The organism is Propionispira raffinosivorans DSM 20765 (assembly GCF_000381065.1).
Lineage (GTDB): Bacteria > Bacillota > Negativicutes > Selenomonadales > Selenomonadaceae > Propionispira > Propionispira raffinosivorans.
On record NZ_KB905840.1, the window covers coordinates 145963 to 171790 of the forward strand.

27 protein-coding genes are annotated in these 25828 nt (G+C 38.9%); 10 read left to right on the plus strand and 17 right to left on the minus strand.

The genetic code is table 11. From position 1 onward, the window contains the following. On the plus strand, positions 1-873 hold the full coding sequence (gene citG / locus F606_RS20355; RefSeq protein ID WP_019552243.1) for a triphosphoribosyl-dephospho-CoA synthase CitG: 873 nt from the start codon (positions 1-3) through the stop codon (positions 871-873). A 58-nt stretch (positions 874-931) separates the two neighbouring features. Here citG and F606_RS0102290 read toward each other — a convergent pair whose 3' ends face one another. Then, entirely contained in the window at positions 932-2101 is a 1170-nt protein-coding gene (locus F606_RS0102290) for an MFS transporter (RefSeq protein WP_019552244.1), read from the minus strand. 370 nt (positions 2102-2471) lie between these two features. Continuing rightward, positions 2472-3512, minus strand: a complete 1041-nt coding sequence (locus F606_RS0102295) for an SMP-30/gluconolactonase/LRE family protein (protein ID WP_169558414.1) — start codon at positions 3510-3512, stop codon at positions 2472-2474. Between the two features lie 123 nt (positions 3513-3635). Here F606_RS0102295 and F606_RS0102300 point away from each other — a divergent pair, with 123 nt between their 5' ends. Together F606_RS0102300 and F606_RS0102305 are read left to right on the plus strand one after the other, a co-directional pair. Continuing rightward, complete coding sequence (locus tag F606_RS0102300; protein WP_019552246.1) at positions 3636-3980, plus strand: winged helix-turn-helix transcriptional regulator; 345 nt, start codon at positions 3636-3638, stop codon at positions 3978-3980. Between the two features lie 129 nt (positions 3981-4109). Next, on the plus strand, positions 4110-4763 hold the full coding sequence (locus F606_RS0102305) for a flavodoxin family protein (protein ID WP_019552247.1): 654 nt from the start codon (positions 4110-4112) through the stop codon (positions 4761-4763). A gap of 82 nt (positions 4764-4845) precedes the next feature. Here F606_RS0102305 and F606_RS0102310 read toward each other — a convergent pair whose 3' ends face one another. From F606_RS0102310 to F606_RS0102340, 7 genes are all read right to left on the minus strand, one after another. Further along, entirely contained in the window at positions 4846-5637 is a 792-nt protein-coding gene (locus F606_RS0102310; protein ID WP_019552248.1) for a sugar phosphate isomerase/epimerase family protein, read from the minus strand. Between the two features lie 21 nt (positions 5638-5658). After that, positions 5659-6732, minus strand: a complete 1074-nt coding sequence (locus F606_RS0102315; RefSeq protein WP_019552249.1) for an ABC transporter ATP-binding protein — start codon at positions 6730-6732, stop codon at positions 5659-5661. A gap of 8 nt (positions 6733-6740) precedes the next feature. Next, the gene (locus F606_RS0102320; protein WP_019552250.1) at positions 6741-7568 is read right to left on the minus strand and encodes a carbohydrate ABC transporter permease; all 828 of its coding nucleotides are present in this window, start codon (positions 7566-7568) and stop codon (positions 6741-6743) included. Then, on the minus strand, positions 7558-8304 hold the full coding sequence (locus F606_RS0102325; RefSeq protein WP_019552251.1) for a carbohydrate ABC transporter permease: 747 nt from the start codon (positions 8302-8304) through the stop codon (positions 7558-7560). The genes F606_RS0102320 and F606_RS0102325 overlap by 11 nt, the downstream gene beginning before the upstream one ends. A gap of 215 nt (positions 8305-8519) precedes the next feature. Then, positions 8520-9818, minus strand: coding sequence for an ABC transporter substrate-binding protein (locus tag F606_RS0102330; RefSeq protein ID WP_019552252.1), 1299 nt, complete (start codon positions 9816-9818; stop codon positions 8520-8522). Positions 9819-9962: 144 nt separating this feature from the next. Further along, complete coding sequence (locus F606_RS0102335; protein WP_019552253.1) at positions 9963-10676, minus strand: zinc dependent phospholipase C family protein; 714 nt, start codon at positions 10674-10676, stop codon at positions 9963-9965. Beyond that, positions 10673-11758: an MGDG synthase family glycosyltransferase gene (locus F606_RS0102340; RefSeq protein WP_019552254.1), complete on the minus strand. Its 1086-nt coding sequence runs from the start codon at positions 11756-11758 to the stop codon at positions 10673-10675. The genes F606_RS0102335 and F606_RS0102340 overlap by 4 nt, the downstream gene beginning before the upstream one ends. A 268-nt stretch (positions 11759-12026) precedes the next feature. On the opposite strand from F606_RS0102340, the gene F606_RS0102345 reads away from it, so the two are divergent. After that, on the plus strand, positions 12027-12617 hold the full coding sequence (locus F606_RS0102345) for an N-acetylmuramoyl-L-alanine amidase (RefSeq protein WP_019552255.1): 591 nt from the start codon (positions 12027-12029) through the stop codon (positions 12615-12617). Between the two features lie 57 nt (positions 12618-12674). On the opposite strand, the gene F606_RS0102350 is transcribed toward F606_RS0102345, so the two are convergent. Next, on the minus strand, positions 12675-13430 hold the full coding sequence (locus F606_RS0102350) for a response regulator transcription factor (RefSeq protein ID WP_019552256.1): 756 nt from the start codon (positions 13428-13430) through the stop codon (positions 12675-12677). A 312-nt stretch (positions 13431-13742) separates the two neighbouring features. Between F606_RS0102350 and F606_RS0102355 the strand changes: the two genes are divergently transcribed. From F606_RS0102355 to F606_RS0102380, 6 genes are all read left to right on the plus strand, one after another. After that, positions 13743-14726 (plus strand): 5-oxoprolinase subunit B family protein, encoded by a 984-nt coding sequence (locus tag F606_RS0102355; protein WP_019552257.1) that lies wholly within the window; start codon positions 13743-13745, stop codon positions 14724-14726. Positions 14727-14754: 28 nt separating this feature from the next. Beyond that, positions 14755-15744 carry a 5-oxoprolinase subunit C family protein gene (locus F606_RS0102360; protein WP_019552258.1) on the plus strand — a complete coding sequence of 330 codons (990 nt, stop codon included), beginning with the start codon at positions 14755-14757 and terminating at the stop codon, positions 15742-15744. Between the two features lie 35 nt (positions 15745-15779). Beyond that, complete coding sequence (locus F606_RS0102365) at positions 15780-15998, plus strand: biotin/lipoyl-containing protein (protein WP_019552259.1); 219 nt, start codon at positions 15780-15782, stop codon at positions 15996-15998. A 33-nt stretch (positions 15999-16031) separates the two neighbouring features. Further along, positions 16032-17408 (plus strand): acetyl-CoA carboxylase biotin carboxylase subunit, encoded by a 1377-nt coding sequence (locus F606_RS20360; RefSeq protein WP_019552260.1) that lies wholly within the window; start codon positions 16032-16034, stop codon positions 17406-17408. A 14-nt stretch (positions 17409-17422) separates the two neighbouring features. Continuing rightward, complete coding sequence (locus F606_RS0102375) at positions 17423-18181, plus strand: 5-oxoprolinase subunit PxpA (RefSeq protein ID WP_019552261.1); 759 nt, start codon at positions 17423-17425, stop codon at positions 18179-18181. A 64-nt stretch (positions 18182-18245) separates the two neighbouring features. Beyond that, on the plus strand, positions 18246-18749 hold the full coding sequence (locus F606_RS0102380; protein WP_019552262.1) for a DUF1097 domain-containing protein: 504 nt from the start codon (positions 18246-18248) through the stop codon (positions 18747-18749). A 137-nt stretch (positions 18750-18886) separates the two neighbouring features. Here F606_RS0102380 and F606_RS0102385 read toward each other — a convergent pair whose 3' ends face one another. The 7 genes from F606_RS0102385 to F606_RS0102415 form a co-directional block, all read right to left on the minus strand. After that, positions 18887-19642, minus strand: a complete 756-nt coding sequence (locus F606_RS0102385) for a C39 family peptidase (protein ID WP_245542072.1) — start codon at positions 19640-19642, stop codon at positions 18887-18889. Positions 19643-19703: 61 nt separating this feature from the next. Continuing rightward, entirely contained in the window at positions 19704-21035 is a 1332-nt protein-coding gene (locus tag F606_RS0102390) for an amidohydrolase (protein ID WP_019552265.1), read from the minus strand. Between the two features lie 29 nt (positions 21036-21064). Beyond that, the gene (locus F606_RS0102395) at positions 21065-21892 is read right to left on the minus strand and encodes a MetQ/NlpA family ABC transporter substrate-binding protein (RefSeq protein WP_019552266.1); all 828 of its coding nucleotides are present in this window, start codon (positions 21890-21892) and stop codon (positions 21065-21067) included. Between the two features lie 35 nt (positions 21893-21927). Next, entirely contained in the window at positions 21928-22581 is a 654-nt protein-coding gene (locus F606_RS0102400; protein ID WP_019552267.1) for a methionine ABC transporter permease, read from the minus strand. Further along, positions 22538-23599 carry a methionine ABC transporter ATP-binding protein gene (locus tag F606_RS0102405; RefSeq protein ID WP_019552268.1) on the minus strand — a complete coding sequence of 354 codons (1062 nt, stop codon included), beginning with the start codon at positions 23597-23599 and terminating at the stop codon, positions 22538-22540. Before F606_RS0102405 ends, F606_RS0102400 begins: the two co-directional genes overlap by 44 nt. Before the next feature lie 169 nt (positions 23600-23768). Further along, the gene (locus tag F606_RS20365) at positions 23769-24662 is read right to left on the minus strand and encodes a hypothetical protein (RefSeq protein WP_154651076.1); all 894 of its coding nucleotides are present in this window, start codon (positions 24660-24662) and stop codon (positions 23769-23771) included. 220 nt (positions 24663-24882) lie between these two features. Then, positions 24883-25734, minus strand: coding sequence for a pyridoxamine kinase (locus F606_RS0102415; RefSeq protein ID WP_019552270.1), 852 nt, complete (start codon positions 25732-25734; stop codon positions 24883-24885). Between the last annotated feature and the right edge of the window lie 94 nt (positions 25735-25828).

Here is a 25828-nt window from a genome sequence, read left to right on the forward strand (position 1 = left end):
ATGATTATACTACCACAAGAGATTGGCCGTCTGGCAACACAGGCCATTTTATATGAAGCTGCCGTGTCGCCCAAACCTGGGCTTGTTGATCGACGTAATGCTGGGGCGCATAAAGATATGGATGTTTTTACATTTTTAGCTAGTGCTGCGGCATTGTCGCCCTATTTTGTCCAGTTTGCTCATCTTGGTATGGAGCATGTAAATCAAGATCCGAAAACTTTATTGCGGGCAATTCGAAAAGTTGGTATCGAAGCGGAAATGGCAATGCTCAGGGCAACGGCTGGTGTTAATACGCATAAAGGGGCTATTTTTTCACTGGGTTTGATCTGTGCGGCAGCAGGCAGTCTTGCCTCTGCGGACATAGACCTTGAACCGCAGACTATTGCCGATTATGTAAGCGACATGACGATGGGAATTTGTGAACGTGAATATCAAGGTGTGGATGTCAAACAAAATCCAACTAAGGGCGAACAAATTTATCTGAAATACGGTTTAACAGGTGTACGCGGCGAAGCACAAGCTGGATTTCCCAATGTTATGAAATATTCGTATCCGGTGCTTAAACGGTGTTTATTACAGAAACAATCCGGTAATATAAGTATGCTGCAAGCTTATTTGCATTTGGCGGGAAATGTAGATGATACCAATGTTTTGGGACGCCATGATATGGAAATGTCAAACTATGTTAAAGCAGAAACGAAGCGAGTTTTAGTGCTGGGTGGTGCTTTAGAACAGAAAAATATGGTATTGCTTGAAGAAATGGATACTGATTTTATCAACAAAAATATTAGCCCCGGTGGTTGTGCTGACTTATTGGCGGTGACCCTATTTTTGTTTTTTTTGGCGCATCCTTTGTGGAAATATAAAGTATAAAAAACATTCTATGTGGTAACGGGTTATCACATAGAATGTTTTTTTATTGCCTATAGACTTATCGATTTTTTTTACTTTGTTTTGCTAATAGATAATACAGTACGGAAGCAAGAAGAAGGATGCAGGCACTTGCTAGGTACATGGATCGATAGCCAAGCTGCGCAGCGGCCAGGCTGAGGATAAAAGATCCCAGACCTACACTAATATCCAATGCCAAAAAATATGTAGCGGTAGCAACGCCTGAGCGTGCTACGGGTGAGTGCTGTATCGCTAATGTTTGAAATGCGGGACTCAGTGCCCCAAAGCCAATTCCGAGAACTGCACCGGCTAGCAATAAGCCGCTTAACGTAGAGATTTGGCTCAAAATCACGAGTCCAATCAGAAAGATGAGGAAACCTGGGTATACTACGAAGTTTGGACCGGATTGATCAAACAGTTTGCCGACAATGGGACGAGTTATTACGATGACGATCGCAAAGATCGCAAAAAACATACTTGTGTAATTGGTTAAATCAAGCATTTTCGCATAAAGTGGCATGAAAACTAAAACGCCAGCATAAGCGAAAAAAACTAAACCACCCAGTAAGGCCATAGGCAAAGCATTTGGTTCAATAAAATTTGTCCATTTAAAAGTTTGATCTTTTTTAGTTACTGGCAGAATAATGTCATTTGGTAATTTTTTTCGATTGCTGCACCAAAATGATGCGATCGCTAAGAGCGTACAGCAGGCAAATAAGCTGTTGAACTGGTAATAAGAAATAATCAGCAAACTAAAAAAAGGTCCAACAACCATGGCTAAGTTAGAAAATACAGCGAAATAACCAATGCCTTCTCCTTTACGCTGTGGCGGAAGAACTAAGGCGGCTACGGTTGCAGCGGTTGTGGTTCCGATAGCGAAAACAGCTCCATGTATAAGGCGGATAGCTAATAAAAAAGTTAGGTTATCAATACATAAATACAGGATGCTGGTGATTAAAAATACAATAGCTGAAAGTAAAAGGATTTTCTTTTTATTGTAGTCATCAATCCATTTACCAGCCAGTGGGCGGCATAAAACAGCCCCTATCTGGAAAAAAGTCATGGCTAGACCGGCGGACCAGTCATTGCCGTTCAGATTTTCGATAACAAAAATTGGAAGTGCCGTAATTAAAGCATAGTGGGTCATATACTGGAAAAAGCTGCTAAAACTCATTCCTAAAAATTCTGGTGTCCATAAAGTTGGTTTCATTAGGTGTGTTCCTTCTATTCTATGTAGATTTTTTTAAGCGTGAACTGGCCAGAAATTCTCGATTGCAGTATGTAATGAATTAAATTTTAGATCTTAGCTTCTGGCTAAAGTACAGGTTTTTCTTTTCTGATTATAACATAATATAGAAGAACACATAAACAAGTTTGCCTCCTGCAATTCGTTTTGAGGGTTGATTATGATCAATTAAATGCGGATAACGTACACGAAAAAATTTTGAAATAAAGAAAAGCCGTTATCCCCTAATATCTGGAGAAACGGCTTTTTTCGATGAAAAGACATGAAAACAAATTATCAAAATGTACCATGTATCATGTTGAACCCGACGACTTTCATTGTTTTTAGATATTCACTATTGGTATGCTTTTTTCTCGCCGTGATGAGTTGTAACAATCTTGTATAGTGCTTTATTGCCCGTAATGAATAAAACATCATTTTCAGCTCCGATGCCAAACTCACAATTGGTCACAGTTTCAGGAGTTTGAATATACCCCTTTTCCTCACCTTTAGGAGAAAGTACTAAAATTCCTGGATGAGATGGGTCATAGTTTGCGACAAAAATATTTCCGTCGGAATCTATTCTCATGCCGTCCGGTCGAAAGCCCGGAGACTGATAAATTATTTCTCGGAATTTTGCAGTTCCATCCTCGAGCAAATCATAGGCAAGAATGCCATCGAATCCGCGACGGGTTGCTAAGCCGGCAGTTGACGATCTGTAGTCAAACAAGCCGTTATCGTTAGAATCTATATACAATGTCTTTTGGTCTGGTGAGAGTGCAATCCCATTAGGTTTTCCGGCATTTCCTATAATAAGACGGATTTTTCCATCTCTATCAATCCGATACACTCCTTGGACAGCTTGATTCATAGCTTCTTTACCAAAATACCTTGGATCGGTAAAATAAATTCTACCAGTGTTATCTGCCACAACATCATTTGGCGAATTTAAAGGTCGACCATCAAATTCGGCTGCAAGAATAATCGCTTTACCTGTTCCCAAATCAGTTGCAGTTATACGTCGACCGCCGTAGTCTGCCGCTTCTGCTGCAATTAAGCGTCCCGCAGAATCAAAAGCCAGACCGTCTGCTTGACCGCTGGGAGACCGAAAAACTGTAATCTTTTTAGTTTTTGGATCGTACTTCATGATGTGCCCTCCTAATAGTGCACCTTTAGCTAATGAAGAGGGTGTAAGATCACAAAAATATACTTGACCGTCCGGAGCCACGGCAGGTCCTTCTAAATGAGTTCCTTGGTTATAAATTACTTCAAGCTTTTCTCCGGGGGGAATCAAATTATTATTTATCTCCGCGGACGCAGATAACGTGAAAATATTTAGTAGCAATAGGCTCGATATAAGTAATACGGCTGAGCGTAAATATTTAGTCATTTTCATTTTTCCTCCTTCTATCATCGTTATATAAACAAAATATTATCATTGTATACTTTTTGTTGCAAGTACGCATATTTTTAATATATACTATTAAAAATAGTACTATTAGCTATTGGAGGGTCATTTATGACAAAATCACTCTATCGGGAAGGGAGTTGTTCGGTATTGGCTGTGCAAAAAATCATTGCTGGTAAATGGAAGCTTCCTATATTATGGCAGTTGAGTCAAGGAACCAAACGATTTAATCAACTGCAAAAGCTATTGTCTGAAATTTCCCAGGGTATACTCACGCAGCAATTGCGGGAACTGGAACAGGATGGGCTGGTCCATCGAGAAATTTACAGAGAAGTTCCGCCTAAAGTTGAATATTCATTAACAACGCTTGGTGAAAGTTTCATGCCAGTGCTAGCGACTATACGCAATTGGGGTGATCAATACCTAAATACTCGATCAGAATCCCACACTATATAATATCTGCCATACCTGCCTGATTTGATTGTGAGTAAGATTTATCATAAAATGCCGGCTATTATTTTTCTTTTAATTCTATATAATGAACATAGAAACATAATTTGAAATTTACATGAGGAGGTAGTTTTGATGAAGGTAGTAGCTATTAATGGTAGTCCAAGGAAAAAATGGAATACAGCTGATTTATTGAATAAAGTACTGGAAGGTGCTGCATCAGAAGGAGCAGACACAAAATTGATCCATCTGTATGATCTAAAATATAGAGGCTGTATCAGCTGTTTTGCTTGTAAGAAAAAAGATGGAAAAAGTTATGGACAATGCGCAATGGATGATGATCTTACCGCTGTTTTAGCGAAAATAAAAAAAGCAGACGTTGTTGTTTTGGGATCACCCATTTATCTGGCGAATATTACTGGTCAAATGAAGTCACTTCTGGAACGCATGATTTTTCAATCCATGTTATATGATAAAGACCATTCTTCATTAGTTGAAAAAAAGAAACCGGTGGCTTTTATTTACACGATGAATGTAAATGACGAAAGAGCGCAGGATTATGATTATATTTATAAAATGAATGAACGATATTTAAAGCATGTATTTGGTTATGCGGAAAGTTTCCTGTCGACTGATACATATCAGTTCTCCGATTATAAGAAATATGATACGTCTTTATTTGACAGCGAAGCAAAGGCAAAACGACATAAAGAAGTTTTTCCGGAAGATTGTGAAAGAGCATTTGCGCTTGGGGCAAAACTGGCGAGAACAAAGCTGGAAGATTTGTAATATACCTATAGTTTGGAGCATAAAAAAGCAGCCTGAATTTCTCAATGGGGAGAAGTTCGGGCTGTTTTCTTTATAGTATTGGTCAAAAAATAAGAGGTTTGGTCGCTGTTTGTTCAGCATCAAGCCATTTTGTTTTAACTATATCAATATTATGCAAAGCTTGTTCCATCGTTACATGGGCATATTCAAAGACCATGATAGCTGTGGGGACAGAGGCTTTAATATTGGTGAAAATGCTTTGCCAGTCAACAGTTCCCTGCCCGATTGGCAGATGTTCATCGATAATACCATGATTATCATGTAAATGAAAAGCTTTTAAGCGGCTGTCAAGTGATTGGATCAGTTCCGGTAAAGACCAATCATTGACAGTGGCATGACCAATGTCCAGCAAAACATTGGCATTTAGATCGATAATTAAGTCGAAAAAATCTTGCTGATCATAAAGCAAAGTTTTTTTATTATAGAGACCAACATTTTCAATCAATATTGGTACATTATATAGAGCGGCGAGATCTAAAATTTTGAGCAGACGTTCTTTAACAAGGTTTTGGAGCGTATATTTTTCACCCGCTAAAGACTCATTGGTGTGAACAACAACGTAGTCTGCTTGCCACTTTTGGGCGAAAATGAAAAGATTTTTATAGATGGCTAAATAGTTTTGTTTTTCTATATCTGCTAAATTGATACTGATACATGGTGCATGAATGCTGAAACCTTCACTAGAACCAGATGGATACAAGTCAGTCAAAACTTCGTTCCAATAATCATCCGAACCGAATTCATAAAATATTTCAAGCCCCATTGATATAGGCAGCTTTTTTAGGTTCGGGTATTCAAACCCCGCAAAAGACAAATTACTGAGTGCCAGTTTCATTGTAAATTCCTCCTTTGATATTTATTCTGGATAACCAATATTGTCGCCGCTACTCGCATCAAATAAGCTTATATGTTTCCAGGAAAAAGAAAGCTGGATGGGGCCTTGTGCTACGATTTGCTCAGCTGGTACGATACATAAAATATCCTGACCATTATGGGGAAGTGAGATGTGAATGCAATGCTGGCTGCCTAGATTTTCGATGAAGTCGGCAGTTCCGGCAAGCATACATGAATCGGTAACTACAATATGTTCAGGCCTGATCCCTAGCATTAAATTTGTTTTTTTTGCTGCCAGCGGCAGCCATTTAGCAGGCAGTTCAAGCCGGGTGCCATCAATCCATAAAGCACCATCATTACATTCAACTGGGAGCAGATTCATCGCTGGAATGCCAATAAACGAAGCGACGAAAGTATTGGCGGGTCTGTTATAAATCATGTCAGGCGTATTCAATTGCTGTAAGAGCCCCTGTTTCATAATTGCAACCCGTTGTCCCACGGTCATGGCTTCTACCTGGTCGTGTGTCACATACATCATGGTAGGCCGATAGAGTTCATGGATTTTGACAAGTTCGGTTCGGGCTTGCTGTCTGAGTTTTGCATCCAGATTTGATAGGGGCTCATCCAATAGAAAGAACGGTGCTTGTTTTACCAAAGCTCGTCCTAAGGCGACACGCTGCTTTTGTCCACCAGATAGTTCTTTTGGTTTTCGATTTTCAAAGCCGGATAGGTTTAAGATCGAGAGGACTTTTTTTGTTCGGCTTTGAATTTCGGCTTTGGAAACTTTTTGCAGCCTCAAGCCAAACGTAATATTTTCCCATACGCTCATATGCGGATAGAGGGCATAGTTTTGAAATACCATAGCAACATTACGCTCACCAGGTTCAACATTCGTAACGATTTTTCCACCCATTTTTAAAATGCCAGAACTAATGCTTTCTAATCCGGCAACCATGCGGAGGGTTGTGGTCTTGCCACAGCCAGAAGGCCCTAGCAGGATTAAACGTTCGCCTTGTTTTACTTCTAAGTTTAAATTTTTAATGGCATTGGTATCGTTATAAGATTTGCAGATGTTTTCAAAGATAATTCCATTCATTCGTTGATCTATCCTTTCACGCCAGATTGTATAAATGAGTTCATGATAAAACGTTGGAAAAGCAGGTACAAAAATAATGGCGGCAAGGAGGTCAGGGTGGCTACTGTCATCGCGATGCCCCATTCACTGCCGCCTTCGGCGCTGATAAACATTTGTAGGGCAATAGGCAGTGTATAGTTTGCCTTGTCATTGAGTATCAATAATGGCCAAAAGTACTGATTCCAGGAATCAATAAAAAAGATAATCCCCATGGCGAAGATGGCCGGTTTGATAAGGGGCAGCATAATACGATGCAAAATAAGCCAGGCACTGGCATTTTCGAGTTTTGCGGCTTCAATGAGTGGTTTTGGAATGCCACGCATTGTTTGTCGCATCAGAAAAATGCCCATACCATCCATTAATTGAGGTAATATGACCCCTAGGGGATTATTTAATAAGCCGAGTTTAGCGATCAGCAAATAGTTTGGCATAATTACCACTGTAATGGGAATAAAAAAGGTAAACAGCAGGGCGTTGAATATTTTTTCTTTATGGCGAAAATCATAATATACAAAGGCAAAAGCAGCTAACAGGCTTGTGCAGATTTTTGCTAGGGTAATGACACTGGCGATTATAAATGTGTTGCTGATATAGTTTAGGAGGGGCAATGTTTCTAATACATGCAGGTAGTTATCTAAAACAAAGGGGGCGGGAAAAGGATTTAAGGTAGCTGTGAATATTTGATCCATAGTTTTAAAAGAAGTCGACACCATAAATAGCAGGGGCCAAACTTCTATAAGAATGACAACAATCAATAAAAAATGCCACAGCACACTGCTTTTTTTGTTAATTTTCATAATGCACCTTCTTGTTTAAAGACTTGCTTTTTATTACTAAAAAACCAGCGTAGACAATCATTGTAAGTATGGCTAAGGCAGCGGCTTTTCCGGTTTGGAAAAAGACAAAACCATATTGATATACAATATATACTAAGTTCGTGCTGCTTTGATTGGGACCGCCTTGTGTAAGCATGTTAAGTGGGACCAATACATATTGTAAGCCAAAGACGATGGTAATGATGAGAACGTAGATAGCTGTTGGTGATGTCATTGGTACAACGATATAACGAAAAATATGCCAGTTGGAGGCATTTTCGAGTTTTGCGGCTTCAATTAAATCTTTGGGGACATCAACCATGGCGGCTAGGAGAACAAGGAGATTGTAACCGAATATTTTCCAACCAATGATGAAACTGATTGCAGCAATGACAAATCCTGGCTCTTTAAACCAACTGGGGGAAGTTAAACCTATACTGGATAACAGTAAACTGATCGGCCCAGCGAGTGGATTAAAGATCCAAAGAAAAATGATACTGGCTACTGCCAGCGATAATGTACTGGGGATAAATAAGATAGAACGGTAGAAAAACTTGAAATGGTGAATACAATGAGCCATAACAAAAGATAACAGATAGGGCAGCAGAAAATTGATGATGACGAGTAATATGATATAAAAAAGCGTGTTTGCAAGAATTTTAAACAGTTCATCACCAGACATCAATTGCCGATAATTATCAAAACCAACAAATTTCATTGTGGGACTGACCATATTCCAGGAGTGGAAACTCAGCCAAAGGTCTTGTAGTAAAGGCCAGTACGAAAATAACAAAGACAAGAAAATTGCGGGAGTTAAGAAAAGCCCGGGCTGCCAATAATGACGGTTCATAAAATCAATCCTTTCAGGTGCGAAATAAACAAAGAATGCCGAATAAGCCGTGGGCTCATTCGGCATTCTTTTATTTGGCAGGGTTATTGAAGTAAAGTATTTACTTTATCGGCTGCTTGTTTTAAGGCAGCGGCAGCAGTCTGCTGACCGCTTAAAATTACATCACGGACATCAATCAATGCTTGTTCAGCCTGAAGTCCATTTGCACCAGGAAAACTTGCCCATTTTACAACATCCGGCATTTGTGACATAGCGGATTGCATGTTTTTATTTTCGGCAACAAAATCTTTTAATCCGTTAGGATCTTCCGTCACACCTTTGCGTGGGGGAAGGTAACCGGTACCTTTTGTCCAAAGAGCGAGTGCTGAAGGCGATTCAAGAAATTTAACAAAACGCCAAGCAGCTTTTTGTTTTTCTGGATCTTTAGAGAAAATCATCAGCATATTTCCGCCCGCAGGGACCTTTCTAGGTTTATTTTCAAAAGTTGGAAATAGTGTACTAATAACCGTGAATTTTGCACTTTTTTCAAAGTTTTCTCGTTTCCCAATTGTTGTACAAACCATGCCGACTTTGCCACTTAGGAAAGCCTGAAAAGCTTCGTCATTGCTGGCATGAAGCCCTGTACCGGCTTTCACCATATCAGCAATAACTTGATATGCTTGAGCAGCTTCCGGTGAGTCAAAAGCTGCAACGGTTTTATTATCTTTTTTAGCGAGCATTTTGCCGCCATTGGATTCGATTAAAGCTTGTTGGGCCCAGTTATCGGCATATTCCTGCATGAAAAATCCAACGTTGCTGGTTTTTTCTTTGATGATTTGTGCGTATTGTGTTACTTCCTGCCAAGTACGTGGCGGTTTATTGGGATCGAGTCCCGCTTGTTTAAATATCTCAGGATTATAATATAATACTGGGACACTCACGGAATACGGCACACCGATTTGTTTACCATCATCGGTTGTTGCCAAAGAAATAATGTTGGGCAAAAAATTATCTTGTATAAAGTTTTTATCTTCAGGCATTTGTATATTAATAAGTTCTTGAATATCATCATATTTTAAGTTTTCGCCGGCATAATTTAAGTAACTGTAGCCCATTTGCACAACATCAGGATTTTTACCTGAGGCCATGGCGGCTTGAAGATTTTGTGTTAATCCCTTATACATATCAGGATTAAATTTCTCGACGACTTCAATATCAGGGTTTTCTTTATTAAATGTTTCAATAAGTTGCTTAACCGTAGCTCCGCCAAAACTTTCGGCATTTACATGCCAATACTCAATGGTTACTTTTTCACTGGTTTTTGTTGTGTTACCACAACCAGTAAGCGTAATGAGAAAAAGGCTAAGACATAAAAATGGAATTATTTTTGTGAATCGTTTCAAAACAGATACCTCCTACACTTGAATACACAATGTATTATGTATTCAAGTGTAACTTGTTTTTAGCATCAGGGTGTTAAGGCGATGTTAATAATAAGTTAAAAATTTTTGGCTAATACGGGAGTGATGGCGAAGTTACATAAAGCATCAATGCTGCGACAAGATTTTTGTTGAAATAAACCATTCAAATAAGGTGGCGGAACTGGAGTGGGCGATAGGCAGCAGTGCTTGTGCGGCAAAGTGGTATTGGTTAATTGTGGCATTTTCATCAACCAATGGCATGAAATCCGTGGCTAGTATTGCATTATTGAGCAATAACTCAAGTGGCTTTTTTATCGGGATTAGTTCGATCTGCAGCGAGCTAAACTCGTTGTTATGTGTTTGCACCCAATTTTCAAACTTTTTATGTCCATTAAATAAATGACCACAAACGTGATGCGGCACAGCCATATCTTGTAATAAATGTGCAGATGCACCCAGGTAAAAAAAACCATTTACCAAATCTTTGTTTTTCACGAAACGGCAGGCTTTGGTTAAATAAACAGAAAAATCATATACTGCCGGTGAAAATCGCCATAAACCTTTACGGGTTATCGGATTAAAAAAATGATTGATGTTTTTGAATTCTAAATCAGCCCAGGTAACACCGAGTTGCAAAGAGTTAATATTTTTTTCCAAGATGCAAGCAACTTCATGGTACCCATTTTCTCGGATGATCTGCAAAGCTTCTATATTACAGACTTTATGTGTGAGGCATAATGACGCAGAATCAGAGGCATCTATGATGTAGTGAAGTGGTGTTGAAAGTGTACTGAGAATAGATAATCCTTGACTTAAATAACGGGCTGAGGTCATCGTCATAATGCCACCAGCTCTACTGGTGAAATCAAGTGATCTAGAATTTTACTTGAGGCTAAAGAACTTTGTTGAACCAACATGTTTTGTGATAGTGAGATTAGCTGTTGCGGATTTTTCAAGAAAGTTGATATGTAGTCTCTAAGGTCGTCTTCGCATTTAGCCCAACAGCCTAAATGCTCTTGCTCTAAAAAACGGGCATTGTCTTCTTCAATACCGGGGATTGGAGAAAATACAAGGATGGGCGTGGCTGTAGCTAAGGCTTCGGTAATGGTGAGTCCCCCTGGTTTTGTAATGATTAAATCGGATTTTTTCATTAACGAGGCAACTTGATTTGTAAAGCCAATGACAGTGTAGTTTTGATGATAAATGGCAATTTTTTCTAATTGCTTTTGCCGCGGCAGGTCATTGCCGGTAACAAAAGTAATATGGATTGTCCTAGGCAAAGTCTGCAATACATTGAGGATCATTAACATCGTTTCGTCGGTCTGCCAGTTAGTCATGATAAGAATGTTATTGAGACTGGCGGAATGGGCAACCGGCGTGAAATTAGAGCCAACGGGGATACCGCTCGGAATGATGCTTCCGCTTGGATGAAGAGCACTTTTTAATTGATCGACCAATGCAGGATGGGCAACAAAATACTGGTCGACATATGCAACATCCCAAATGGGGTGGACAATATAGTCCGTTACAATGCCAACCAGTTTAAACGATGAATGGTATTTTTTTTTGTAAGCGGCTGCTGCAGCCAGCGGGAAAAAATGTGTACAAAGAATCGTGTCTGGTTGGTATTTTTGCACCAAACGACCCATGGCCCGTTGGTTTGTTTTGGCAAGCATGTATTTGACATTGTCGAATGTTTCAATTTCACTGATTTTGCAAATTTGCCGAAAAAATGACGGCTTGTATTCAATGAGTGTTTTGTAAGCTTTGCTTAACAGATTAGGCAGACCATAACGCTGTAGCTGCAGAAAATCGATTGTTGTTACGGTGTAACCAGATGCCTGCAAGTTTTGCTGCATATTAAAGGCAGCCTGATTATGACCGTTGCCAACAGAAACAGTTAAAATCAACACATTATGCATTGTAAACACCTCCGTAATACTTCCTGCTTCCATTATATTTGAAAGCTGGTCAGGATTTATTATGTTCATATTATGATTGTGTTAAATTATAATATAAACTTTCGTTACTTCAACTAAAATGAAAATAATTTATGCTATTTTTCAAAGTAGGACTTTTCAATTTCATTCTTAAGTAGTAATATTATTAAGGCGATGTCGTCGGGCTGGTTTTGATTATCCCCATTGTATTGCAAATTTATGAATATTTTCTGAAGGTGAAAGTGCTAAGATGGATCGTAAAACTTTTTTATTAAAAACTTTTTATATTTGCAGTGCAATGTGGCTGGCGCCGAATTTGGTTCAAGCTGGTCAGGTATTTGCAAATACTGCTTCCTTAAATAAGGAACCTGTAAAAATCAAAGAAACAAATTTAACATTTGGCCCGCTAACGAAAAGAGTATCAACAAACTTGATCGTAGTTCATCATATTGGGAATACGGATGAAGATGTATCGGCTGCTGAAGTACATAAATGGCATTTGGCAAATGGCTGGGCGGGAATTGGGTATCATTTTCTGATACGTAAAGATGGAACGATTGAACGTGGTCGTCCAATGGATACCGTCGGGGCACATACTTATGGGTATAATAAAAATTCAATTGGTATTAATATTGTGGGGGATTTTGAAGTTGCGACCCCTAAACCAGAGCAAATGGAATCGGCTTCGCGTTTGATTGCTTCGCTATGTACGAAATACCAATTTGGTCCTAACAAATATACAGTCCAAGGTCATCGCGACTTATGTGCTACGCTTTGTCCGGGTGCAAATTTGTATAGTTCAATGAATGATCTTCGAAAAAGCAGTTTTATGTATTTGTAATGAAAAAAAGAGCCAAACATTCGGTGTTTAATACTTGAATGCTTGGCTTTTTTAATTTTATTCTTGAATCATTTTTAGTAATTGTATTCGGTTTTTAATGCCGAGTTTTTTATAGATGCTCATAATGTGTTTTTTGAGTGTATTGGGAGTGATAATTAATGCACTGCACATTTCTTCGGTGGAAAATCCTTTTGCCATAAGTGAAAGAACGCGCTCTTCACGAGCTGTTAATTGAAATTTGATACTGCAGTCGAATGTTGATAATTTCGTGCTGGTTTGTTCTTTGGCGAGGTATGCCGTATGCAGCCTCAAGGCGAGATGATCTTTTAGCTGGTTTAAAATAAAAGAATCCCGGTACGAAAAATTGATTGATGTTTCACTGCGATAGAGTGACAGAACTCCTAAAAAAGTATTATCAAAGGCTAAATTGATATGGATAATATGTCGAATGGAATTTGGTTGACATATTTGTTCATAGTAGGTAGATTTTAACCATACTTTTTCGTCACAAATGTCAGAATCTAAATATACAATATTATTGGCACTGATTTTAATGCCACGAGAATAGTCATACTGGTAGTAATGTTCTAAATATTGTTTTACGTATTCGTCAGGGAAATTTAAGGTGATTGGTGAGCACAGCGAAAGATCTTGTTCACCAGAGGCGAGATACGAGGTTGCACGATCAAACGGAATGACCCATTGCAGTTGTTTGAGTAAAATGGAGCGCATTTTATCAATGTTGTGAATACTATGGATTTTATAGATTATATCTGTGAGTACCATCCAAACATTATTACCAAGATAGTCCAAAATATCACCACCATACCTAATTATATAAACGAATCGCTTCTGTGAAGGTTAGAATGTATTATGAAAAATAAGTTATATCGTATATTGGTTAGATTATAACATGTTTTAATGGATTTCTACTACTTTTTTACCATAAATGCAAAGATCACAAAGGATAGATGGTCAATCGGAGTAATTGAATTTGAGTTGCAGCTAACTTATAATGAAAATATAAACTTAATAGGTAAGAAAATCAAGGCAAGGGTGCTGATATTTCCATTTATGGAATCAGGACGCTTGTCTTTTTTTTATAGAAAAGGGAGGGGCTTTTAAATGAGTAAATATGAAGTTATTCTCGATACATTACCAGCGGCAAAGGATAGAACTGAAATTTTATTCCGTCAGGCGGGTGATGGATTTATTCAAGTTGAATATGGACATGAACAACGAGTGGAATTGTTGGATTCATTTAGGATTTTGGCGGTAGATAGTAAGATTAAGCAGGTTAATATTCAGGGCTTGATCGAAACCGTACCAAGTTTACGAGCAAATTTGTTCCATTTTGATTCATTGGTTATTTCTCCAGGGGAATTGATTGCAGAAATAAAAAAAGCCGAAGAATCTATTACGAGTGTTGAAGAGATGGTGATTGACTCTAGAATCATTACATTGCCGATTGCTTTTGAAGACAGCCAAACCAAAAAAGCAGTGGCATTGTATCAAAAACAGGTTCGTCCTGATGCACCAAACTGTGTTGATGGCTATAATCTTGAATACATGGCACAGTGTAATGGCTGTTCGGTTGATGATATAAAACATATGCTTTTAGATACGTACTGGTATAACAGCGGTTGTGGATTTTGGCCAGGTGGTGGTTTTTTTTGGCCGATGGATCCTCGCTGCAAAATGATTGTACCGAAATATAATCCACCGAGGATTTGGACACCGGAGGGAGCTGTTGGAATTGGTGGTGCCTGCTTGTTTACGTATACCACCGCAACCGGTGGCGGTTATCAGCTGTTTGGCCGAACCATTCCGACATTCCAATTAGCGATGAAACATCCGCAATTCAAAGAAAAACCGTTTTTGTATCATCCTTCAGGAGATCGCTTGAAATTTGTTGAAGTTTCAGAGGCGGAAATTGATCACATTTATGCGCATGTTCACGATGAAACGGACTACAAATATGAAATAGAAGAAAGTAAAATTGTTGTAAAAGAATATTTAGAGTTTTTGGCTGCACCCGAAGTACAAAAAGGCGCGGAAGATTTTGCGAAACGGCAAGTTAAAGGGGCAGCAAAAGCACCGAAACTTTAATCGTAAACTGTGAGGAGGTTTGAAGTATATGTTAAAAGTTATAAAAGCGGGAATAGAAGTTTTGGTAGAAGATTGGCCTGGTCGCTTGGGTTACATGGGGTTAGGAATGGCGGCAGCCGGTGCTATGGATAATTTGGCATTACAGTTAGGAAATGCAGTTTTGCAGAATGAAATCGGTGAAGCTGGGCTTGAAATAGCTGGTGGATACTGCCAGTTTGAATTTATCCAATCTGGTGTTATTGCGATTTGTGGTGCAGATATGGCGGTGAAGTTGAATGGTAAGTCAATTGCTTTATGGGAAGCTATTCCTGTAAAAATAGGGGATCAGCTAGAATTTGATCATTTTGGGACAACGGGTTTTCGAACATACTTATGTATTGCTGGCGGTATTGACGTGCCAGTTTATCTTGGCAGTAAATCAACCTGTTTGTTTGGTTCGTATGGTGGATTTCAGGGCAGAAAACTGCAAGTGGGTGATGTGATTGAGGTAGCGGCAAAAGTCAAAGACAGTCTTGTCGGGCGAAAACTTAACCCTAACTATATTCCTCAATATACGAATGAATGGGAATTACGTGCTATTCCAGGACCAAATTCGGCACCAGATTATGTAAGCGAAGCTGGTATGGATTATTTATTTTCTACAACAATGAAAATTTCACATAATGCCAATCGGGCGGCCTATCGGTTAGCAGAAGTACCGGATTATTTCTGGGCACGAGAAGATGGTGGGAAAGGCGGCAGCCATCCTTCTAATATCGTAGATCATGGGTACAATATGCGCGGGGCCATTAATGTGACAGGCAATACACCTTCATTGCTTATAGCGGATGGACCGACATTGGGTGGTTTTGTCTGTGTTGCAAATGTAATTTATGCTGATTTATGGAAAATTGGGCAAGGAATTCCCTCGCGTGATAAAGTAAAATTCAAGTTGACGACGGTGGAAGAGGCTGTGGCAGCCCGCCGGGACCGTATCGCTATGCTGGCAGCGGAAGATCTTGTTATTACAAACAGATAATATGTAATTAAAAAAAGGCAATGGAGGAATGAAAAATGGAATATACATTAAAAGCGCCGATGCCAGGATTGGTTGCAAGAGTTGTGGTAGTGGAAGGTGAAAGCGTAACAGAGGGACAAGAATTAGCAGTTATTAACTGTATGAAAATAGAGATTAGCTGCCCAACCGGAAAACGTGGTACGGTGAAGAAAATTCTCGTTGGTGAATGGGATGAAATGGACGTTGATACGCCGATGATCCTTCTGGAAGTTTAAATAATTACTAGATAGAGAGGCGGAGATGCGTTTATGATAAAAAAAATACTGATAGCAAATCGTGGTGAAATCGTAAGCCGAATTATAAAGACCTGCAATATTATGGGGATTGAAACGGTTGTTGTATATTCAGAAGCTGATAAAGATGCTTCTTATGTCAAACAGGCGAAGGAGAGTTATTGTATTGGGTCACCAAGTCCAATAAAAAGTTATTTAAATATTGAATCTATAGTAACTGTGCTGAAAAAATCGAAAGCAGATGCGGTTCATCCCGGTTATGGGTTTTTATCGGAAAACGCTGGTTTTGCAAAAGCTGTTGTATCATCTGGAGCAATCTGGATTGGTCCAGATCCTGAGGTTTTGGAAAATATCGAATCAAAATGCTACTGCCGTAAACTGGCTAGTGAATTGGACTTGCCGGTTACACCGGGAACGATTCAGACGATTGAAACGATTCGTGATATTTATGATCTTGCTGAGTCCGTGGGGGTTCCACTGATGTTGAAGCTCGATAAGGGCGGCGGAGGCAAGGGAATCCAACGCATTGATGAAATACAGGATTCAAAAAAAATGCAAGCGATGCTGGATAGTTTGCAGCGGGTCGGTGTGATGGCATTTGCTTCGGGGGATGTGTATGTAGAAAAAGTCATTGAGCGAGCAAGGCATATTGAAGTACAATTCTTGGCGGATCAGGATCAGCAGGTAATATGTTTGGGAGAACGAGAGTGTTCAATCCAAAGGCGTTATCAGAAAATCATTGAAGAATCACCATCGGTGGTTGTAAGTGAAACGGAGCGGCAAAGATTGTTTGCCTATACAAAAAAATTAATTCAGACAATGCGTTATACGGGTGCCGGCACTATTGAATATCTTAGGGACATAGATGGATCTTATTACTTTATGGAAATTAATGCTCGGCTCCAGGTGGAACATCCTGTTACAGAATATATTACTAAGATCGATATTGTTGAACAGCAAATTCGCATTGCTGCTGGTGAGAAATTGACGATTCAGCAACAGGATGTCAGCTTTTTGGGACATGCGATTGAGTGCCGCATTTATGCCGAAGATCCAGAGACATTCATGCCGTCTCCCGGTATAATCAGAAAACTATCTTTACCAGATACAATCATAAATACCAGTTTGCGAATTGATTCCGTGGCCGAGGAGGGAGGGAATGTACCACCATATTATGATCCTTTGTTTGCGAAGGTAATCAGCTGGGGTGCGGATCGGCAGGCAGCGATCGAAATTTTAAAAACAGGCTTAATGTCTTTTGTGGTAGAGGGAATTAAAACAACCATTCGTGCCGATTTGGCAATATTAAATCATCCCAAATTTGTCGCAGGTGATATCAATACGGCTTTTCTGAGTGAAGAACATTGCTTGGCGCAGGCAAAATTGAGTTGAAGGAGGCAGTCCCGATGAAAATTGATGTAAATGTCGATATGGGCGAAAGCTTTGGTCGCTATATTTTGGGTGATGATGAAGCCCTAATGCCTTGGGTAAGCTCAGCGAATATTGCTACAGGGTTTCATGCAGGTGATCCACTGGTGATGGAACGAACGATTGCCTGGGCGAAAAAATATAACGTTGCTGTTGGCGCGCATGTGGGGTTAAATGATCGGCAGGGGTTTGGTCGCAGGCAGATCAATATATCGGTAGAGGAACTGAAAAGTGATATTTTATATCAATTAGGAGCGATCGATGCTTTTTTGAAGATACACAATATGAAATTACAACATATAAAACCACATGGGATTTTATATCGTATGGTTGGTGAGCAGGAAATATATATTGATGCTTTTCTCGACACCGTGGAATCGTATAATAAAGATTTGTATATTATGCTGCATACGGGCTGCGAAGCGTTAAAACGTGCACAAAAGCGAGGTTTGAAAACGGCACCAGAAATCTTGATTGATTTGGGCTATGATGCTGAGGGAAACTGGATTTTAGAAAGAATTAAAAAAGAAAGATCACCGCAGGAAGTCGCTGCACGAGCTTTGCGAGCAGTATGTGATCACAAAATCGATACCGTCGCTGGAGATCTGATCCCAGTAGAAGGGCGTACTATATGTATCCATGGAGATGCACCGAATGCTGTTTCTGTAGCCAAAGCAGTTCGACAGGCATTAGAAGGGGCGGGTGTTGAACTTGCTGCGCTGGATAAGAGTATGTAATAGACAGTCATGTGAAGTTTGCATTCTACTTTATAGTGGGAAATTTAGAATAAGGCGGTGACCTATGAATAAAATTAATTCTTTAGATATATCGGTGGCTGCATTGGCAGCAGTGTCTTGTTTAGGTGCTTTAGCTGGTTTGCCTATTTGGGCTTTGTTTATTGGCTGGGCCTGGTATTTCACATTAGGGGCAACGGTTGCTGGTTTTAAACAGGCAATACCACCGATGCTTGCTGGTTCTATGCTGGCGGTGCTGGCAATTGTCCTGATCGATAGTTTGAGCGGCATGTTATCACCGTTGGGGGCAATGATCTTTGCCGTATTTATCACAGTGTTTTTATTGATGCTGACATTGAAGATCAAGGGACTCGATTGCTCCTTGGCATCGTTTAATTCTTATTCTTGTATGTTTGCTGGCTATTATGCTGCATCTTTTCCAGTGCAACCTGTATATGTATATAATTTGGGTTATGCAGTATTGTGGATTACCGGAGCAAATTTCTTGGGTTTAGTTTTTGGCTGGTTAAGTATTAAATTAGCTGGATTAGGGAAAACAGCCAGTGAATAAATTATATAAAGATCAATCAAAAGCTGCGTTTTATTATGACGCAGCTTTTTTGTGTGAACTAAAAAAAGAACGTCTACGCTTTGAGGCATAGACATTCTTTTGTATGTGATTATCGAAAAATAAATATTTATCAGAGTTTATTGAGGACTTGCAACAACCCATTGTTGATCTTGTTGACCTTGTGGTAGCATATGGGCATCAAACCACATGTAAAAAAACTTTTCAGCCGGATTAATTGTATAGCCGTCTTGCTGGTGATCAGCTGTATCATAAGAGTCCGCTAAAATCAGTACATCATCGGCTATCGTATCCGTTCCCATTGTGTCGTAGCCGATAATGACACGCCAATGTCCGCCCCATTCAATATTTTCAACCATAATAGGTGTATTGTTTTTGAGGTTTTTTAAAATGAAATTTTTTACATCCTGCGGATTTGAAAATTTAGGCTGATCAAGACTGGACGAAACATTCCAGTCAATTTGTTTGAAAAATTTAACCATGCCAGCGGTATCGGTGCCAATGGCTGGTTTTGTATCCATACTAGCCATTAGTTTTTTCTCATCCCAAGTCGTGTTGCCAAAATGGTATAGTACCGTTAAAGCAGCAGATGGACCGCAGCTTATTTCAGTCGTTTGCTGATAGGTTTTATAATTGCTTAAAATAGTTAAGTTTTTTGTAGACTTTAGATCATAAAAATCTAGAACTGAATAGTAAGGTGAGTGCTTTACATTGCCGATTCCATGATAAGCGGATGCACCTTCGCTGGTAAGGTTATAGTCTGGTGGATAGGGAATTACCTTGTCACTTGCTTGGGCAGAGGTCCCGGTGAAGGTGAAGATTGTCAGAGCCAAGATAGTCGTCATACAGAAAGAATAAATTTTTGCTTTCATCATATCGCTCCTTTTTCATATAATAGTCTGCAATACAATTATATAAGATTTATTAAGAATTTTGTTAATTTGAGAAATTTTTCTTTAAAACACTTTCGAATTGATCCATATGTTTTTTATATTCTTCGATACTGAAGATTGGTTTGAAATCTTTTTTGATGCTTTTTGCTTTTTCCGCATTTGCTTTTAATAAACGATAGGCGGTTAATGCCATGATTTTAGCGGTAGCAATATAGGCGATATCTTTATTGATAATTTTAAAGTCTTTTGAATGGAGATCGCCGCTGACACCGCCTGTTTCAAACGTTAAGACTGGCATTACGTGTGTTAAATCACCAACATCACTTGAGCCAGCACTGGATTCATGAGGCTGGGCGGTACGTATTGATCCTTGCGGTAAAATCATTTTAGCAATGTCTAAAATATCATTGGACGGTGCTCGCGGAATGGTTGGTAAATATCCCGGCGAAGTATAGATTTCGAGATTAGCACCCAACGCCAGAGCACCTGCTTCAAAAGCCCGATCCGTTTTTTTGCTGGCATCTTCGATTGCTTGGACATTGTTAGCACGTACGAGACTTTCGATGACCACTTCTTCAGGAATCACATTAACGAGGCTGCCGCCTTTCGTAAGAATGGTATGAACTCTTACCATATCTTTATCTTGAAAGGTTTCCCGCTGCATCGCTAAGGCGTTTAGCCCTAATGCTGCGGCATTTAGAGCATTGACACCTAGATGTGGATTGGCTGCGGCATGAGCGGCGCGTCCTTTGTAGCGAATTACTTTTGAAACGAAACCATTACTAAGGCGATCACCGACAACCACGTCAGCGGTGCCAGGTCTGGAATGATGGGTTATGGCAATATCAATATCATTGAAAGCACCGATTCGAAGCAGTTCTGATTTTCCACCGCCATATTTAATCAGGTTTTTTTCTTTTAAGTTAAGTTTGAATTCCACTTCACCATATTCTTCCGAAGGTACGGCGAAAAATGTAACATTTCCCGCCAGTGAATTTTTAATTTCTTCATCCGTTAATGCAAGCGCTGCACCAATCATTCCGGCTAATTGACAATGGTGACCACAAGCATGACAGGCACCGGTTGTTTTGTCAGCATAAGCGTGATGTGGTGAAGATACGGCATCAAGTTCCCCAATTAAAGCTAGGTTGATTTCATTTTCTTGTGGGTCTTTCAAATAAGCTTTTACGCCAGTGATGGCAAGACTTTTTTCTGTTTTTGCGGTGTTTTTTTGCAGGAGGTCAAAAACCTTACTGGCAGTTCTTGTTTCTTTATAGCCTAGTTCAGGATGTTGATAAATATCTTCCGCAAAATCAATGATTTGTTGTCTGTGTTCATCAATAATTTTAAGAATTTTTGCTTCTATTTTATCCATATGGCATCATTTCCTTTATCTCGGCAATTTTATTTTAATTCTTCAGGAATAAACCAGTAGTTGTTTTTGTTGTTTTCTTTCATATAGTCTTTGAATTCTGCTGATTTGTAAGCAGCTACGATATCTTTTGCCCATTGGGAATCTTTATTTTTTTCGTCGACGACGACAACCAGTTCCAATTCGCGACTAACATTTTCTTGTAATAATCCTTTTGCCGCATCCATTTTAGCTGAATATACAATACTGCCTGGAATGACAGCAAAATCTAAATCATCGAGTGAACGAGGCAGTTGTGCGGAATCCATTTCCATGATTTCAATGTTATGGATATTATCTTTGATGTCATTTTTAGTTAATGTTGTTGGATTTGCCGCATCATTCAGTGTAATCCAACCTGCTTTTGCTAGAAGTCTGAATGCTCTGGCTGCATTGGAAGGGTCCATCGGAATTCCGACTTTTTGACCTGGGGCAACCTGATCTAAAGATGTATATTTGTTGGAGAAAATGGCAGCTGGTACAGTTGGGATTGGCACGATAGGTGTTAATTTCCCGCCTTTTTCTTTGTTGTAATTGTCAGCATAGGCCGTATGTTGTGCTACATTTAAATCAACGCTGCCTTCAGAAAGAGCTACTTCAGATTGCAATAAATCGGAAAAATCAATAGATTTTATGGTATAGCCTTTTTTTTCTAAGATTGGTTTGATGGCTTTATCAAAAAGTTCATTATAAGGACCCGGCGATACACCAATGGTGATTTCTTTTTTTCCTTTTGTGTTTTCGGCTTGATTGGAATCTCCACAGCCCAGTATGGTAAATAGTAATGTTATCAGTAATAATCCGGTAAAAAATCTTTTCATAAAAATAACCTGCTTTCGTTTGTTTGTTTTTGTAATTAATGTCTTCTGGCTTTTTGTGCCAAATGGTTGCCGAAATTTTGAATACACTGGACAAAAATAATTAAAATAAATACAGTGAACACAATAACTTCTGTGTTAAAACGTTGATATCCATAGGAAATAGCAATGTCGCCAATTCCCCCGCCACCAATGGTTCCAGCCATTGCGGTAGCACCGATTAAACCGATTGTGGCAGTAGTTAACGATAATATGATAGACCCTAAAGCTTCGGGAAGCAAAAAATAACGAATGATTTGTATCGTAGTTGCTCCCATGGCTTGGGCAGCTTCGATGATCCCTTGATTGACTTCTAACAAAGAATTTTCCACTAAGCGAGCAATAAACGGAATGATATAGATAATCAAAGGAACAATAGCAGCTTTTGTCCCAATTGATGTACCAACAATCAATTTTGTGAAGGGCACGATAGCTACCAATAAAATGATAAAAGGCAAGGAACGTACGATGTTGACCAAATTGTTCAAAGCACGAAACATAAATGTATTTTTACGGATGCCGCCTGCTTTTGTCAAAACTAATAAAACACCCAGGGGTATTCCGCCGAGAGCCCCGAGCAGTAGGGAGATGCTGACCATTTGTAGTGTTTCAAGAATCGCTTTGATTATTTGTGCAGTTGTTATGGTTGCCATTTTCTACCACCTCGATTCCTACGTTTTTTTGTAATAAATATTGATGTGTTTTCTCAATATTTTCTGGGGTACCATTTAATTCAACTGTTAAATGCCCTAATATATCACCCTGCAATTCCGTCACATTTGCAAATAAAATATTGGGTTGCACATTATATTGATAACAAGCTTCACTCAATAAAGCCTGCTGTGAATTTTCGCCAATGAATTTTAGTTTTAAGACCAGTTTGTTTTTATTGTTAAAATCAAGTGTGTTTAATATTACTTGTGGAATTTCATCATGTACGATGGTACGAATGAAATTTTTGGTTGTTTGTTGCTGTGGGTTTTCAAAAATATCAAGCAAAGAACCTTCTTCGATAATTTCACCTTTTTCCATAACAGCAACACGATTACAGATTTCTCGAATAACATTCATTTCATGGGTGATGATTAAAATCGTAATCTTGTATTTTTTATTGATTTCTTTTAATAGTTGTAAAATGGAGCCTGTCGTTTGTGGATCAAGTGCTGAGGTTGCTTCATCACATAAGAGAATAAATGGGTTTGTTGCTAAGGCTCTGGCGATGCCGACACGTTGCTTTTGTCCGCCCGATAGTTCATCTGGATAGGCATCTGCCTTGCTGGCAAGACCGACAAAATCAAGCAGTTCTGTAACTCGTGTATAGATGGTGTTTTTATCGGTTCCTTCCAATAACAGTGGAATGGAAACATTTTCAAAAACTGTCTTTGACTCCAGCAGATTAAAATGCTGAAAGATCATCCCGATTTGCTTGCGCAGCAAACGAAGTTTTTGGGGTGATAAGTTAGCAAGGTTCTGGTCGTTTACGATAACTTCACCAAAAGTGGGTTGTTCTAGGTAATTTACCATGCGGATCAAGGTACTTTTTCCGGCACCACTAAAGCCGATTACACCAAAAATATCACCTTCGTTGACTTTTAAATTGATGTTTTTTAAAGCTTGAATTTCACTGCTATTTTTATAAAATATTTTTTGTATATTTTTTAATTCAATCATTGTTTCTCCTTGCTGCAATCATAATATAATAAAGTTAATGCATATATGTTAAATATGCATTAACTTTATTATATTATAGCATTAATGAAAATATTGTCAACTGAACTTAAAACAGCAAAAAAGTCCTGCAACACCCATATAGAAGGATGCGCAGGACTTTGAAAGATTTTTAAGCGGAAACAGCAAAGGTGTGAGTTGATAGTTTATAAGAGTGTTTAAGTTGGTGCTCAATATGCAAGCAGCCATCTTTGAACTCCAAGGATAGTGGAACCGAAAAATAAATATCATCATCCAGTTCGCTGCGTTTTTTTAGTGGTGAAAATGTATCGATTTTATCACCGCTTGCATTGAATACATCAATTTGATTTAACGTTTTTAATTTTTTTAATTGGTGATTTTCGGTGAATTCAAGTGAATTCGTATCCGCGTGAATGCCGATGCTTAAAGGGTCAAACGCACGCACCTCACCAATTGGAGTTTTGATTTTTGATGGTTTTGCCGGTTCAATTGATTTTAACGTTCCATCAGGATAAAGTGAGAAGCCAGTTTTGACGACAAACGTACCTAAGGCCGTGGTAAGCGTTACCGTTTCACCAGGAAACAAGGTTAAGCTTTTGAGTTTGCTGTCATTATAGAATGTTAAACTGATGATTTTTTTTATGAAGGCACCAAAAGCAAAGTTAAATTTGAGCGGTCGGGTTAATTCGCTTTCCATTTCTTCACTCCAGTAAGCAGATAATTTTCCATTTAAGGGAAATAGTTTTTTTAGCGTACCATTGGGATGAAATAAAAGCAACTCCGCAGGGAAAATACCGAGCGGCGTTTTTATTTTTGTTATTTGATCTAAAGCGATATTTTTTAGCGTGCCATCCGGATAGAAAATAACAGAGGGGATATGTTTATGACGCACATCATCATAATGATATTGTGGTACCAAATCACCATAGGCGGTATGAATTGTAGTTTTTTGCTGTACGATACAGCTTTCAAGCTGCCCCGCTTTGTAATAGCTTGGTGCACAGATATCCAGTAAGGACCCGTATTGCGTTTCAATGTTCATCATTTATACCACCTAACGTTATATTTTTTACCGTGAAAATATGTTTGTTGTAATAAATTTAACTATAATATTTTTATTACAATAAGTCAATATAATAATGTTCACAGTGTATTTTGACAATAGACAAAAATACTAAATAAAGATAACATATTGGGAGAGAATCTGATTGATAATAAGAAACGGTCAATTCACTAGTAACATAGCGAATTGACCGTTTTTGAATTTATTTTAAACCTAATGCTTGGGTGAAAGACGGGATATTGGTTTCGAAATTAACGCCAAATCGAAGGTCTGTCCCAGCTTCTTTCGTCCAGGTAATACTTTTTACAGTAAAGTCTACGGCAATTTGTGCAGCCTTGGCGAGTGGAATATCATTTAGGAGTCCTGATAATAAGGCACTGCCAAAGATGTCGCCCGTTCCGTGATAATATCCTTCAACTCGTGGTGCTAAAGCATAACTGATTACACCAGTTTCACTATCGTAAGTCGCTGCACCCAGTGCCGTATCATCAAAATAAACACCAGTTAATACAACTTGTTTTGGTCCGATTTTTGCCAGCTTTTTCAATAGATTTTCAATATATTCTTTCGTATAAGGACCTTCTTTATATTCTTCATTTAACATTAAAACCGCTTCGGTGATGTTTGGTACGATGACATCAGCTTTTGAACATAGTTTTTTCATGCCGGCAGGAAAAGTTTTTGGAAAAGACTGATACAAAACGCCATTATCTGCCATTACAGGGTCGACTAAAATGAGACTGTGGTCATTTTTGAAATCATCAAAAAAAGTGGAAACAAGTTCTAGTTGTTCAAAAGAGCCTAAATAACCGGTATAGATTGAATCAAATTCTATGTCTAACGTTTTCCAATGATCAGCAATGGGTTGAACATCCGTTGTTAAATCTCGATATGTAAATCCGGTAAAACCACCTGTGTGGGTTGATAATACTGCGGTTGGAATAACACTGCATTCCACACCGGCTGCTGAGATAATCGGTAATGCTACGGTCAAAGAGCATTTACCGAAACAAGAAATATCATGAATAGCGGCTACGCGTTTTTGTTTTAACATAATTCACTTTCCTCCTAAAGACATACTATTGTTTTGCGGATACTGTTTTTATTTTAGGGAGGAAAAGACAGACTGTCAATGTGTAAACAGGGAT